The 13,082-nt window shown below is 70.0% G+C and carries 14 protein-coding genes and 3 pseudogenes; 9 read left to right on the top strand and 8 right to left on the bottom strand.

Going from position 1 to position 13,082, the window contains the following annotated elements:
- Positions 1-8: 8 nt before the first annotated feature.
- Together ABZ928_RS43220 and ABZ928_RS43215 are read left to right on the top strand one after the other, a co-directional pair.
- On the top strand, positions 9-989 hold the full coding sequence (locus tag ABZ928_RS43220) for an ABC transporter ATP-binding protein (RefSeq protein WP_361531978.1): 981 nt from the start codon (positions 9-11) through the stop codon (positions 987-989).
- Positions 976-1,896 carry an ABC transporter permease gene (locus tag ABZ928_RS43215; protein WP_361531975.1) on the top strand — a complete coding sequence of 307 codons (921 nt, stop codon included), beginning with the start codon at positions 976-978 and terminating at the stop codon, positions 1,894-1,896. Before ABZ928_RS43220 ends, ABZ928_RS43215 begins: the two co-directional genes overlap by 14 nt.
- 35 nt (positions 1,897-1,931) lie before the next feature.
- On the opposite strand, the gene ABZ928_RS43210 is transcribed toward ABZ928_RS43215, so the two are convergent.
- Positions 1,932-2,516 carry an NAD(P)H-dependent oxidoreductase gene (locus ABZ928_RS43210; RefSeq protein ID WP_361531972.1) on the bottom strand — a complete coding sequence of 195 codons (585 nt, stop codon included), beginning with the start codon at positions 2,514-2,516 and terminating at the stop codon, positions 1,932-1,934.
- 101 nt (positions 2,517-2,617) lie between these two features.
- Positions 2,618-3,157 carry a DUF6668 family protein gene (locus ABZ928_RS43205; RefSeq protein ID WP_361532634.1) on the bottom strand — a complete coding sequence of 180 codons (540 nt, stop codon included), beginning with the start codon at positions 3,155-3,157 and terminating at the stop codon, positions 2,618-2,620.
- A gap of 252 nt (positions 3,158-3,409) precedes the next feature.
- Here ABZ928_RS43205 and ABZ928_RS43200 point away from each other — a divergent pair, with 252 nt between their 5' ends.
- Positions 3,410-4,888: a tetratricopeptide repeat protein gene (locus tag ABZ928_RS43200; RefSeq protein ID WP_361531969.1), complete on the top strand. Its 1,479-nt coding sequence runs from the start codon at positions 3,410-3,412 to the stop codon at positions 4,886-4,888.
- A gap of 75 nt (positions 4,889-4,963) precedes the next feature.
- Here the strand turns inward: ABZ928_RS43200 and ABZ928_RS43195 are convergent, their stop codons facing one another.
- The 3 genes from ABZ928_RS43195 to ABZ928_RS43185 form a co-directional block, all read right to left on the bottom strand.
- The gene (locus ABZ928_RS43195) at positions 4,964-5,923 is read right to left on the bottom strand and encodes a M28 family metallopeptidase (protein ID WP_361531967.1); all 960 of its coding nucleotides are present in this window, start codon (positions 5,921-5,923) and stop codon (positions 4,964-4,966) included.
- A 193-nt stretch (positions 5,924-6,116) separates the two neighbouring features.
- Positions 6,117-6,569: a VOC family protein gene (locus tag ABZ928_RS43190; protein ID WP_361531965.1), complete on the bottom strand. Its 453-nt coding sequence runs from the start codon at positions 6,567-6,569 to the stop codon at positions 6,117-6,119.
- Positions 6,570-6,628: 59 nt separating this feature from the next.
- Complete coding sequence (locus ABZ928_RS43185; protein ID WP_361531962.1) at positions 6,629-7,060, bottom strand: helix-turn-helix domain-containing protein; 432 nt, start codon at positions 7,058-7,060, stop codon at positions 6,629-6,631.
- A 90-nt stretch (positions 7,061-7,150) separates the two neighbouring features.
- Between ABZ928_RS43185 and ABZ928_RS43180 the strand changes: the two are divergent.
- A pseudogene (locus ABZ928_RS43180) lies at positions 7,151-8,509 on the top strand (MFS transporter); the annotation flags it as partial.
- Here the strand turns inward: ABZ928_RS43180 and rarD are convergent.
- Positions 8,404-9,429 (bottom strand): EamA family transporter RarD, encoded by a 1,026-nt coding sequence (rarD, locus tag ABZ928_RS43175; protein ID WP_361531959.1) that lies wholly within the window; start codon positions 9,427-9,429, stop codon positions 8,404-8,406. The pseudogene ABZ928_RS43180 and the gene rarD sit on opposite strands and share 106 nt — an antisense overlap.
- A gap of 107 nt (positions 9,430-9,536) precedes the next feature.
- Positions 9,537-10,391: an SDR family oxidoreductase gene (locus tag ABZ928_RS43170; protein WP_361531956.1), complete on the bottom strand. Its 855-nt coding sequence runs from the start codon at positions 10,389-10,391 to the stop codon at positions 9,537-9,539.
- Positions 10,392-10,482: 91 nt separating this feature from the next.
- Here ABZ928_RS43170 and ABZ928_RS43165 point away from each other — a divergent pair, with 91 nt between their 5' ends.
- From ABZ928_RS43165 to ABZ928_RS43145, 5 genes and pseudogenes are all read left to right on the top strand, one after another.
- Positions 10,483-10,926 carry a helix-turn-helix domain-containing protein gene (locus tag ABZ928_RS43165; RefSeq protein WP_361531953.1) on the top strand — a complete coding sequence of 148 codons (444 nt, stop codon included), beginning with the start codon at positions 10,483-10,485 and terminating at the stop codon, positions 10,924-10,926.
- Between the two features lie 247 nt (positions 10,927-11,173).
- Positions 11,174-11,602: a DUF6082 family protein gene (locus tag ABZ928_RS43160; protein WP_361531950.1), complete on the top strand. Its 429-nt coding sequence runs from the start codon at positions 11,174-11,176 to the stop codon at positions 11,600-11,602.
- Between the two features lie 85 nt (positions 11,603-11,687).
- Complete coding sequence (locus ABZ928_RS43155; RefSeq protein ID WP_361531947.1) at positions 11,688-11,945, top strand: hypothetical protein; 258 nt, start codon at positions 11,688-11,690, stop codon at positions 11,943-11,945.
- Positions 11,946-12,058: 113 nt separating this feature from the next.
- Positions 12,059-12,493: pseudogene (locus tag ABZ928_RS43150) on the top strand (DUF6082 family protein); the annotation flags it as partial.
- 63 nt (positions 12,494-12,556) lie between these two features.
- The gene (locus ABZ928_RS43145; protein WP_361532631.1) at positions 12,557-12,787 is read left to right on the top strand and encodes a hypothetical protein; all 231 of its coding nucleotides are present in this window, start codon (positions 12,557-12,559) and stop codon (positions 12,785-12,787) included.
- 55 nt (positions 12,788-12,842) lie between these two features.
- On the opposite strand, the pseudogene ABZ928_RS43140 reads toward ABZ928_RS43145, so the two are convergent.
- Positions 12,843-13,082: pseudogene (locus tag ABZ928_RS43140) on the bottom strand (2-oxoacid:ferredoxin oxidoreductase subunit beta); the annotation flags it as partial.

The following is a 13,082-nucleotide window of genomic DNA, read 5'->3' as shown; positions in this document are numbered from 1 at the left end:
GGGAGCCGATGGAGGAACCGTCCACCGCGGAGCCGGAATCGACCTCGGCCGACGCGGGTGACAGCGTGATCGTCACCCGCGCCCTCACCAAGCGCTACCGCGGCGGGCAGCTCGCCGTCGACGGTCTCGATCTGACCGTCCCGGCGGGCAGCGTCTTCGGCTTCCTCGGCCCGAACGGCTCCGGCAAGACCACCACCATCCGCATGCTGATGGGCCTCATCGAGCCCACGGCCGGCACGGCAAGAGTCCTGGGCCGTCCCATGCCCCGCTCCGCCCGCGCGGTCCTGCCCCACGTGGGCGCCCTCATCGAGGGCCCCGCCCTCTACGGCTTCCTCTCCGGCCGCGACAACCTCCTCCGCTACGACGCCGCCGACCCGACCTCCGACCCCCGCACCCGGCGTACCCGCGTCGCGGCGGCACTGGACCGGGTGGGCCTGGCGGCCGCCGCGGGCAAGAAGGCGAAGGCGTACTCCCTGGGCATGAAACAGCGCCTGGGCCTGGCGGCCGCGTTGCTGCAACCCCGCGAGCTGCTGGTCCTCGACGAGCCGACCAACGGCCTCGATCCGCAGGGGATGCGCGAGATCCGCTCCCTGGTACGGGAGTTGGCCTCCGACGGCACGACCGTCTTCCTCTCCTCCCACCTCCTGGACGAGATCGAACAGGTCTGCACGCACGCCGCTGTGATGGCCCAGGGAAAGCTGATCACACAGGGGGCGGTGGCGGATCTGGCGGCGGGGTCACGGGGGAGGCTGGTGGTGACGACGCCGGATACGGGGGATGCGGCGCGGGTGTTGAAGGAGCAGGGGGCATCGGATGTCGTGATCGCCGAGGACCGGGTGACCGCGGAGCCCCCGGACAGCGAACTGGCGGATCTGAACGCGGCGTTGGTGAAGGCGGGAGTGCGGGTCCGGGGCTTCGGCGTGGAACGGGCGTCACTGGAGGACGCTTTCGTGGCGCTGACGGGGGAGGGCTTCGATGTCGCAGGTTGAGGTGGACGTACCTCAGGGGCGCGGGGAACTGCGCGATCAGCCACAACAAACCGTTCGCCGCCGCACAACCTTCCGAGGCACCCTCTTCGGCAACGAACTACTCACCACCTTCCGCCGCTGGCGCACCCTGGCACTGCTCGGAGTCCTCGCGGCCGTCCCGATCCTCGTAGGCATCGCGGTCAAGATCGAGACGAGCGACGGCGGCGGAGTCGGCCGAGGCGGCGGCGGGGGAGGAGGCCCCGCGTTCGTCTCCCAGATCACCAACAACGGCCTGTTCCTCGTGTTCACCGCCCTCGCCGCGACCCTCCCCTTCTTCCTCCCGATGGCCGTGGGCGTGATCGCGGGCGACGCGATAGCCGGCGAGTCGAACGCCGGCACCCTCCGCTACCTCCTGGTCGCCCCGGCGGGCCGCACCCGCCTCCTCCTCACCAAGTACGCGACGGTGATGGCGTTCTGCGTGCTCGCCACCTTGGTGGTCGCGGTCTCGGCGCTGGCGGTAGGGGCTCTGCTCTTCCCCCTCGGCGACCTGACGACCATCTCCGGCACGCGGATCACCTTCGCGGAGGGGCTGGGCAGAGCCTTCCTCATCGCATTGGTCGTCGCCGCGTCACTGACGGGCATCGCGGCGCTCGGCCTGTTCGTGTCGACGCTGACCGGCAGTGGCATCGCGGCGATGGCGACCACGGTCGGCCTGCTCATCACCGTCCAGATCCTCGACCAGATCCCCCAACTGCACGCGATCCAGCCGTACTTCTTCTCGCACTACTGGCTGTCCTTCGCCGACCTCATGCGCGAACCGGTGTACTGGGACGACCTCCAGAAGAACCTGGGCCTCCAGGCCCTCTACGCGGCGGTCTTCGGCTCGGCGGCGTGGGCGAGGTTCACGACGAAGGACATCACGGCGTGACCTGTTGAGCGGGCCTCATTGAGTACTAAAGGGGCTCACTGGGTCTCGTAAGGGAATCGCGCGAGCGGCGCGTCCTGCGCGAAGAACGTCTTCGCCCGGGCCAGCGCCTCCGTGTCGGCCAGTACGTCACCCGGCTTGCTGCCGTTGCCGAGGAGGACGCCGCCGAACCGCATCTTCATGTACGCGGCCGAGTGGTGGAGGGTGCCGATCAGCGGGTCGGCGACCTCGGACTCCTCGTGCGCGAGCGCGGTGACGCCCCAGAGCGTGCGGCCGGCGAGGGTGCCCCGGAAGTCGGCGCCGGGGGTGCGCAGCCAGCCGGACCAGTAGTCGAGGTACCGCTTGGACAGGGCGGACAGCGAGTACCAGTACAGCGGCGAGACGATCACGATGTCCGTCGCCGCGAGCGTGGCGTCGAAGAGCAGCCCGATGTTCCCGTCGGTCGGGCGGACGTGGTCGCTGTCGTGCCGCAGGTCCTGGAAGTCGGGCAGCGGGTGGTCGTTGAGGTCGATCCACCGCTGCTCGACGTCGTCGGCCAGCTGCTCGGCCGCCCTGCGTGCCAGCAGCTCGGTGTTGCCGTCTTCGCGGCTGCTGCCGAGCACGAAGAGAAAGCGGCGCGTCATGTGATCCCCCTGGTGATGGATGTACGGCGAGCCAAGTATATGCGCATGCAAGTATCTGTCGAGGGGGATCAGGAGGGTGAGGTGATCAGGCGTTCGCGGCGTCAGCGTGATCGGCCGGTCAGGCGGGCGAGCGGCTCGGCCTCGCGCGGGGGATGGCCGCCGAGGTCACCGAGGCGCCAGGCCGGCACCCACGGCACCCGGTAGACGTCGATCACCGACTCGATCACCTTGATGTGCTGGGCGAGCGGCTTCGGCAGCCGTCCCGGGGCGTCCGCGACCAGCACCACGGCATCGAGATCCAGCCCGTGCGGGACCTCGCCCCGGCGGAACGCCTCCAGCGTGCGCAGGACGGCCGCGAGCCCGGCGGCGTGCGTGCGGGCGACGAGGAGCACGGACGGGGGAGCGTCGGGGGCCAGCCAGTCCCGCCCGCAGTCGTGACCGCCGTAGACCGCGCAGAGCGTGGAGACACCGGCGCCGCCGTGGGTGCCGACGAAGGAGAAGCGGCGGGTGGAGGCGTGGGTGTGGGTGGCGGCGTGGGCGGAGGTGTGGGCGGCGGGCCGAGGCGGGCCTTCCGGCAGGGCCACCGGACCACGCACCCAGATCTCGGGTCCGAGCCGTTGCCCCTGGTCGCGGCCCTGCACCTGCACCTGCGCCTGCCCCTGTCCCTGCTGCACGTGAGAGTCTCCTTCCCCGGGACGTCCCCGCGTCGGCCTGGGACGAGCCTGTGACGCCACGGTGACGTGAGAACCGTGAGCGAGCGGAGAGACTACTCAACAGTACGTGTACGACCGGCTCTTGATGCCGGGGGAGCGGGAGGTGGGCGGCCGATGGGGGCACCATGGAACACGAACACACCGTCCACCCACTCCCCGACGGATCCGAGTGAGGGAACGATGTCGCGACTCAGCCGTGAGAAGCGGGAACAGAAGGGCGCCGAGGGAGCTGGTGCCCCGGTGCTCGCGGCGCCCCCGATCGACGTCCTCGTCGGCCCGTCCGGCGCGTCGGTGGGCGGCGTACCGGTGCCGCCCGTGCCCGGCGAGGAACTCCAGCACACCGTCCTCAACCACCTCCACCGCATCGCCCTCGCTACCGGCCACCCCGTCCACGCCACGGTCCGCGACGACCGCATCGGCTATGTCGTCGCCCTCCACATCGACACGGACGGCGCGAGCCGCTTCACGGCGGAGCCGGTACTGACGGCTGTGCCGGGGGCGGGGACGGCTGAGATGGCGCCGGGCGGGGAGGTTTCCGAGGCGCGGCAGGGGGAGTCGGCACAGTCCGCGCGACCGGCACCGGCACCGGCACCCGCACCGGCACCGGCACCCGCACCGGCATCCGCATCGGGAGCCGTCGAGCCGACAGGGGTCCCCGCGCCCGAAGCCGCGTCGCCGCCCGCCCCGACCGAGCAGCCCCACCGCGACAAGCCCACCCACCTCCTCCGCCAGACCTCCGAGCCCCCCACCTTCCCGTTCCGCGCCGTCCCGGGGCCGGACGCTCAGGAACCCCGGGACGCGGTGCCGACGTTCCGACTGCGGGCCGTACCGGAGTGGGTGGCGGACGCGGTGCCCGGCACGGTCGCGCCCCCGACAGGCCAGTTCGGACCACCGCCGGTGATGGACGCACCGGTGACGGACGCACACCGGGCCGAGGCACCTCCCGCCGACGCATCCCCGGCCGACGCCTCGGCGGCGGACGCGCCCGCCGTAGCGGACGCCAGCCCGGGAACCAACCCACAGCCCACACCGTCCCCTGCGCCCGCGCCCGCGCCCGCCCCCGCACCCAAGCCCTTCCTGGACCTCGCCGCCGGCCGCCTCGACGACCCCGACCCCAAGCCCACCCCGCCCCGCGGCTTCGACGCCGTCGCCGAGGCCGTGCTCGGGGACGATCCGGCGACGGCGTACGACGGTGGTGGCACGGTGTTTCTCGTCGGCCCGATGGCGCGGATCAACGAGTCCGTGAAGGCGGGCCGGATAGAGGACGCCGCGCGGCTCGCGGAGCAGACGGTCGTGGAGGCGTCCCGCACGCTCGGCGCCGAGCACCCCGAGGTGCTGAGGCTGCTCGAACTCACCGCCTACATCGCCTACTTGGCCGGAGACCCGGTCCGCGCCTTCGGCATCTCCCTGGACCTGGCCCGCACCCGCCGCCAGGCAAGGGACGGGGAGGCCGCGTACGGCAACGTCCAGAGCGCGGCGACCGCCTGGCGTGCCGTACGCGACCCGGAGCAGGGCCTGCGCATGGGCGTTGATCTCATCGGCCTGTGGACCGAGCTGACGAGGGAGGACGGCCCCGCGGCCGAGGACATCGAGCAACTCGAATCGGCCCGCACACGCATGGTCCGTCTCGCCGAACGAGCCCGAAAGCTCAACTCCTAGGACCGTCCCCCCACAAGGAACCTCTACGACTAGCCCCTACGACGAGCCCCTACGAGGGGCCCCTCCTACGAGTTCCTACGAGGCCGACAACTGCCACACCGCGTACGCCACCGCGTCACTGTTGCGGTCCAGCGCCGTGTCGTTGATGTTCGACGTCGAGTCGCAGGACGAGTGGTAGCACCGGTCGAACGCCTGCCCGGACGTCCCGCCCCACTTCGCCGCCTGCGCCGCCGTCTTGACGTAGTCGGCCCCGCTGAACAGCCCGCCGACCGGCACACCCACGTTCTTGAACGGCGCGTGGTCCGACCGGCCGTCGCCCTCGGTCTCGATCTCCGTCGCGATGCCGAGGCCGGCGAAGTAGTCCTTGAAGGTCTTCTCGATCGCGGGATCGTCGTCGTAGACGAAGTACCCGGGGTTGGGTGAGCCGATCATGTCGAAGTTCAGATAGCCGCTGATCTTCGCGCGGTTGGTCGAGGACAGGTTGTTGACGTAGTAGCGGGAGCCGACCAGCCCCAGCTCCTCCGCTCCCCACCAGGCGAACCGCAGATGCTTGGTGGGCTGGTACCCGGCTCTCGACACGGCCAGCGCCGTCTCCAGGACGGCCGCCGAGCCGGAGCCGTTGTCGTTGATGCCGGCCCCGGCCGAGACGCTGTCCAGGTGCGAGCCGGCCATGACGACCTTGTTGGTGTCGCCGCCCGGCCAGTCGGCGATCAGGTTGTAGCCGGTACGGCTGGACGACGTGAACTGCTGGATGGCCGTGGTGTAACCGGCCGCGTCCAGCTTGGCCTTCACATAGTCGAGCGAGGCCCGGTACCCGGCACGGCCGTGCGCCCGGTTGCCGCCGTTGGCGGTGGCGATGGACTGGAGCTGGGTGAGGTGGGCCTTGACGTTGGCCAGGGGTATGTCGGGCGCGACGGCGACGGTCACCTCGGGCGCGGGAGCGGGCGCCGCGCCGGCTATGGATCCGCCGGTCAGCAGCATCACGGCCACGACGAGACCCGCCGTCGACGCACGCCCGGAAACGGAGAGCTTCATGGTGGGGGGCTCCGAATTCCTCGGGAATCCACAGGGATTCCACAGTGAATGGGGTGCCTGGATGGTGAAGGTGTGGCTAACTCTCCGTCAAGAGCGGTATCAGGACACGGAGTTCGGATTCCGGACCCCGGCGGGGCGGCCCGTATCGCCCGTCCCCCTCTCTAGTGCACGCACTCTCTAGTGCACGCACTTTCTAGTGCACGCAGAACTCATTCCCCTCCGGATCCGCCATCACGACCCACTGCCCCGACGGCTCCTTCACCTCCCGCAGCACACTCGCCCCCAGCCCCGTCAGCCGCTCGACCTCGGAGTCCCGTTCCCCGTCGCCCGGGTGCAGATCGAGATGGAGGCGGTTCTTGACCTTCTTCTCCTCCGGCACCCGCTGGAACAGCAGCCGCCGCCCGAGCCCCGTCCCGCTGTCCTCGTCGTACGGATCGTCCGGATGCCGTACGGCGACCAGGTCCCGGAAGGCGAGCCGGGCGTGGAACTCGACGGTGGCTTCGCGGGGCAGGGCGCCGAGCTCCAGCAGGCGTTGGATCAACGCGTCGTTGTCCTCCACCTCGTACCGCAGCGCGGCGGCCCAGAAGTCGGCCTGGGACTGGGGATTGCCGGCGTCGATGACGAGCTTCCAGTGCACGGGAGTCATGCACTCACTTATAGCGCCGCCCACTGACAATGCCCCTCAAGCGGGCGTCCGCCGGCCCCCTACGCGGACTGCTCCCGCCGGTCGTAAGCCTCCCGAGCCGCCGCGATCTCCCCCTGATGCGTCTCCGTCCATGTCACCAGCGACCGGATCGTCGCGTGCAACGTCCCGCCCAGCGGCGTCAGTTCGTACTCCACGCGTGGCGGCACCACCGGATGCACGGTCCGTTTCACCAGCCCGTCACGCTCCAGCTGCCGCAGGGTGACCGTCAGCATGCGCTGGCTGACGCCGTCGATCTCCCGGCGCAGTTCGGTGAAGCGGAGCCGCCGGTTCTCCAGGAGGGCGATGACAAGAAGGGACCATTTGTCGGCGATCCGGTCGAGGATCTGCCTTACCTGACAGTCCTCGCGGGTGTCCCATTGGAAGGGATCGGCATCGCCGTAGTCCACGGTGCTCTCGCAGTTACTCGGTGACTTCGAAGTGCCTTCTTCCATGTCCGTCGATGCTGCCGGAGGCTGGGGGTGGTTACAAGAGGGAACTGACCCTCAATCACGTAACCGTCCCCTGACGCATGGAGTGTTGCCATGGGCACGCGCGCGTGGGCGCTGCTGTTCGTCCTCTGCGGAACGATCTTCCTGGAGGGCGCCGACATCGCCATGATGGCGATCGCCATCCCCTCGATCAGATCCGACCTGGGCCTCGCGACGGACACCGCGGCCTGGGTCATGAGCTCGTACGTCCTCGGTTACGCAGGCTTCACCCTGCTCGGCGGCCGCGCGGCCGACCTTCTCGGGCGCCGCCGGATGTTCCTCCTCTGGCTGACGGTCTTCCTCGCCTTCTCCGGCCTCGGCGGCCTCGCGACCGACGGCTGGATGCTGATCGTCGCCCGCTTCGTCACCGGCACGGCCTCCGCGTTCATGACCCCGGCCGCGCTCTCCCTGATCACGACCTCGTACGCGGCGGGCCCACAGCGAGACAAGGCCCTCCTGATCTACGCCGGCACCGGCGCCGGCGGCTTCTCGCTGGGCCTGGTCATCGGCGGCCTGCTCACCTCGCTCGACTGGCGCTGGGTGTTCTTCGCCCCGGTACTGATGGCGGCGGCGCTCCTCCTGGCGGCCGTCCGCCTGATCCCACGACAAGAGCCCCCGAGCCTCGAGGCCTCGCCGACCGGCGGACTTCGCGGCTTCGACCTCCCCGGCACCCTCACCATCGCCGCCGCCATGCTGCTGGCCGCCTACACCGTCGTACGACTGGAACACGGCCTGCACGGCTGGCCGCTGACGGCGGCGTCGACCCTCGGGGCGCTTCTGTTCGCCGCGCTCTTCGTGGCCGTGGAGCGGCGCTGCGCGAACCCGTTGGTCCGGCTGGGCATCCTGCGTGAGGGCCCGGTGGTCCGCGCCAATATCGGGATGCTGCTCTTCGTGGGGGCCTTCTTCGGCTTCCAGTTCGTCGTGACGCTGTATTTGCAGGAGCTGCGGGGCTGGTCGGCGTTCCGGACGGCGATCGCGCTGGTGATCATGGGATGCGATGCCGTACTCGCGCCCACCGTCACTCCCCGCCTGGTCGCCCGCTTCGGGCACGCGCGCGTGATCGTCGGCGGCTTCGTGCTGGCGGTGATGGCGTACGGGCTGTTCGTGCCGGTCGGCATGGACTGGCCGTATCTCGTGATGCTGCCGACGCTGTTCGTCGCGGGCGCCGCCTTCGCGCTGGCGTACGGGCCGCTGACGATCACGGCGACGGACGGGGTGCGCGACGCCGAGCAGGGGCTGGCGAGCGGGCTGCTGACCACGTCGACGCAGTTCGGCTCGGCGGTCGGGATCTCGGCGGTGACGGCCGTCTACGGCTTGGCCTCGACCGGGTCCGGACCCGCGGCGACGCTGTCCGCGTTCCGCGCGGCGCTGGTGGTGCCGGTCGTGATGGTGACGGCGGGCCTGCTGATCTCGGTCCTGAACCTGCGCGCGGCCCGCAGGGCGTCCCAGGTGAGCAGCGACAGCGCCAGCCAGACCAGCGCGAATCCGGCCCAGCGCTCGGGCGGCATGGCCTCGTGGAAGTAGAGGATGCCGAGCAGGAACTGGAAGACCGGCGCGAGGTACTGGAGCAGCCCGAGGGTGGAGAGCGGCACGCGGATGGCCGCCGCCCCGAAGCAGACGAGGGGGAGCGCGGTGACCAGGCCGGTCCCGGCGAGGAGGGCGGTGTGTCCGGCGCCCTCGGTGGTGAAGGTGGCGCCGCCGTGCGTGCCCAGCCACACCAGATAGCCCAGCGCGGGCAGGAACTGCATGGTGGTCTCGGCGGCCAGCGACTCCAGGCCGCCGAGGTTGACCTTCTTCTTGACCAGGCCGTACGTGGCGAAGGAGAAGGCGAGACAGAGCGAGATCCACGGCGGACGGCCGTAGCCGACGGTCAGGACGACGACGGCGGCGGCCGCGCCGACCCCCACCGCCGCCCACTGCACGGGCCGCAGCCGCTCCTTGAGCAGCAGGACGCCCATCGCGATGGTGACCAGCGGGTTGATGAAGTAGCCGAGCGAGGCCTCGACGACCCGGCCGTTGTTCACGGCCCAGATGTAGACGCCCCAGTTGACCGCGATGAAGCCCGCGGCGGCGGCGATGAGCGCGAGCCGGCGCGGCTGCCGCAGCAGCTCCCCGGCCCACCGCCACCGCCGTAGCACGACCAGGGCCAGGGCGACCGCGACGAACGACCACACCATCCGGTGGGCGAGCACCTCGGAGGCTCCGGCGGGCTTCAGCAGGGGGAAGTAGAGCGGGAACAGCCCCCACATCCCGTACGCGGCGAAGCCGTTCAGCAGTCCTATGTGCCGCTCACCCTTCGGCTTCCCGCTCACGGGCCCTCCTTCGTACGTCATGTCGCCCGCACGAAGGTAACGCCGAGCGCCCCCGGCTGTCATGCCCGTATCGCCATACGGTCATGACAGCCGGGGGCGGGGCGCCCAAAGGCTGCTCTGGGGGAGTGTCAGCCCTTGAGCGCGGCCGTGATCGCCTCGGACAGCGGGGTCGTCGGACGGCCGGCCAGCCGGGAGAGGTCGCCGGAGGAGACGACCAGCTCGCCCTTCTCGATGGAATCGTCCACCCCCGCGAAGACCGCGGCGAGCGGCGCGGGCAGCCCGGCGCCGGTCAGGATGCCGGTGTACTCCTCGGCCGAGACCGAGTTGTAGACGATCTCCTTGCCGGTCTGATCGCTGAGCTGCGCCGCGTACTCCGCGAAGCTCCACGCCTCGTCGCCGCCGAGCTCGTACGTCTGGTTCTCGTGCCCCTCACCGGTCAGTACGGCGACGGCGGCGGCCGCGTAGTCGGCGCGCGAGGCGGAGGAGACGCGGCCCTCACCGGCGGCCTGGGTGACGGCGCCGTACTGGAGGACGGGGGCGAGGTTCTCGGTGTAGTTCTCGTGGTACCAGCCGTTGCGCAGCAGGGCGTACGGCAGACCGGAGGCGAGCAGCGCCTCCTCGGTGCCGCGGTGGTCGTCGGCGAGCGCGGCCTTCAGGGTGCCCGGGGCGCTGGTGTAGGCGAGCAGGGCGACACCGGCGGCCTTCGCGGCCTCGATGACGACCTTGTGCTGGCCCACGCGGCCCTTGTCGAACTCGTTGCCGGAGATCAGCAGCACCTTGTCGCCGGCGGCGAAGACGCTGTCGAAGCTCTCGGGGGTGTTGTAGTCGGCGATCGCGAGCTTCACACCCTTGGCCGCGAGATCGGCACCTTTCTCCGCACTGCGGACCACGGCGGTGACCTGCTCGGCCGGCACCTTCTCCAGCAGCTGCTCGACGACGTGGCGGCCCAGGTGTCCGGTGGCTCCGGTGACGACGATGCTCATGATGTGCGATCTCCTTGTGGGGTGCGGATGCACTAACCCTAGGGCAGGCGCTAACTGATCGAAAGTACCCACTTTGAAGTAAGGTACTGGCATGGGAGTAAGTAATAAGATTCCGGCCGATCCCGAGGCGATGTGCCCCTACCGCCTGGTCCTGGAGCACCTCACGAGCCGTTGGGGCGTCCTGGTCCTGATAGCCCTCCTCGACCGCCCGTACCGCTTCAGCGAACTCCGCCGCGCGGTCGGGGCGATGAGCGGGACAGGCGAGGCTGCCGGGGCCGGCGGGGTCGGGTCCGGGCGGGGCGTCAGCGAGAAGATGCTCGCCCAGACCCTCCAGACCCTGGAGCGGGACGGCCTGATCCACCGCGACGCCAAGCCGGTGATCCCCCCGCGCGTCGACTACTCCCTCACCGACCTGGGCCGCGAGGCGGCGGAACAGGTGCGGGGGCTCGCGATGTGGACGCAGGAGCGGATGGGGGCGGTGCAGGAGGCGCGGGAGGTGTACGACACGCGGAAAGCGGGCTCTGAGCAGGGATGACGTCATCGCCAGAGGGCAACTGAACGTATGCGGGCCGGACTTGCTGGGCACATACATGTCAGGGCGTCGGTTGACCCGAGCGACGCGTCCATCCGTGCGCCCCCCTTCCGCCTCCCGCGCCGACTTGAACCGCCCGGCATGCTGGGGGCGGTGCGTTGTGCCCAACCGCGCGTCGACCCAGGCAAACCGCCGACCGACGCCCGGACGCTTCACTCGGGGGTTCGCCTTGGCCACAGAGAATCCGGATGTGCGAGGGAACGATTCAGCAGCGGGCGGAAGGTCGGAGGAGCTGGCGGAGCAGCTGCTCCGGCAACTGCTGGCGGAGGCCGTCAGTACCCTGTCGGGTCTCAGCGAGCGCGAGCGCCGTCAGATGATCCATGTCAACGCGCACTACCACAGTGCCGTGCTCCAGCATCGTGTAGAGGCCACGACATGGAACGAATTGATGGGGCACTTGCGGGTGTTGCGCCGGAACCCGGTCTTCGACCGCTATTGGGAGCTGACCCGAGACCATCGCAGGAGCCTGCCCCCCGAATCGCTGGAGGCGCGGGTCGGGAAGGCAGTGGACGTGGTGGTGCAAGGGCTTCGTGAGGAGCCTGAGGAATGGTGGGTCGTGGCGTACCGTGAGGAACTGCTTTCACTCGACGTGACAGAACCCTTCACTCCCAAGGTTTAACTCCGTTTAGCATGACGGGACTTGGAGAACTGGTGCCGGTTGTGCCCGACGACTACGGCCCCAACTCCCCGAAGAGGCTCTCCGCATGCACAACGAACCTCACGCCGTCCGTATCCTCCGACGCATCGGTGACGCGCCGCGCGAGCGAGGAAGTATTTCGTACGAGACGTGTCCCGACCTGTTCGAACTGAGCGATGGCAGTTTCGCCGTCATTGGAACGGACCGCACCGACGAACTGGACGCGCTGCTTCCCAGTGACGCGGCCCGGGCTGAGTACGAGCGCATCGTCGTCATCACCCGCGACACGCTGCTGCGAGCCAAGCGCGACATCCCCGACGCCTGAGGCCGACAGGTCCGGGCGTGCATGTCCACCGATGCGCCCTCTTCCCGCTTTACGCTCCGGCTTGCACGCTGGGGGCAGGACGCGTTGGCGCTCGGTGGACCGGGGGTGGGGGCATGGCCGTGTCGAACCAGGAAGAGCCACTGCAGGAGCTGTTGCGGGAGACCGCTCGGCAACTCGGCCGTATGGCAGACGGGTACGAGCGGATCGCCATGGAACTGCACCGGGCGAACCTGGTCCAGTTGCAGGGGTTCGCCCTGGCGCGACTGGACCGGGCGATCGACGATCCGGCGCTGGCCGAGTCTCTCAGCGCTTTACCCGGCCTGTCGGACGAGCAGCGCCGTCAGATGATCAACGCCAACGCGCAGTACGGACTCATTCTCCTGGCCCACCGGGTCGGATCCTTGGACCGAGCCGAACTCCTTGGGCACTTGAAGGCGTTGCGTGGCAGTCCGGTCTTTGCGGAGTACTGGGCACGGACGGCCGAGGCGCGCGGTGCGCTGCCTCCGGAGTCCTTCGAGGCCCGGGTCGGCAGGGCCGTCGACGCGATCATGGACGAGCGTCTCGAAGACCTTGAGGAGTGGTGGGTGGTGGATCCAGGGGTCGTGAGCGGGATTAAGAGGCGTCTCGGAGATCCCCCCAGGCAACGGGGTTCGGCTACGTCCGAAACCTGCCCGGACGTCTTCGAACTGGATGACGGCAACTTCGCCGTCATAGGCACCGAAGCCACCGCCGCCCTGGACCCCCACCTCCCGCCGGACGCCGCCCGGGCCGACCACGAACGCATCGTCGTCATCAGCCGCGAGACCCTCATCCGCGCCAAGCGCGACATCCCCGACGCCTGACACACACAGGGCCTGGACGCCGTACGACATCCAGGCCCCCTGCGCCACGAAACGCTCAGCCGACGACAGTCCAGGTGTCCCCGCCCGCCAACAGCGCCGCCAGGTCCCCCTTGCCGTTCTGCTCGATCGCCGCGTCCAGCTGGTCAGCCATCTGCGTGTCATAGACCGGCCGGTCCACCGACCGGAACACCCCGATCGGCGTGTGGTGGAGGGTGTCCGGGTCGGCGAGGCGGGAGAGGGCGAAGGCGGTGGTGGGGGACGCGGAGTGGGCGTCGTGGATGAGGATGTCGGCCTC

This window comes from Streptomyces sp. NPDC046909, from assembly GCF_040644695.1.
Taxonomy (GTDB): Bacteria; Actinomycetota; Actinomycetes; order Streptomycetales; family Streptomycetaceae; genus Streptomyces.
Note: the sequence above shows the minus strand (reverse complement) of the source record. Positions and strands in the feature narration are given on the sequence as shown.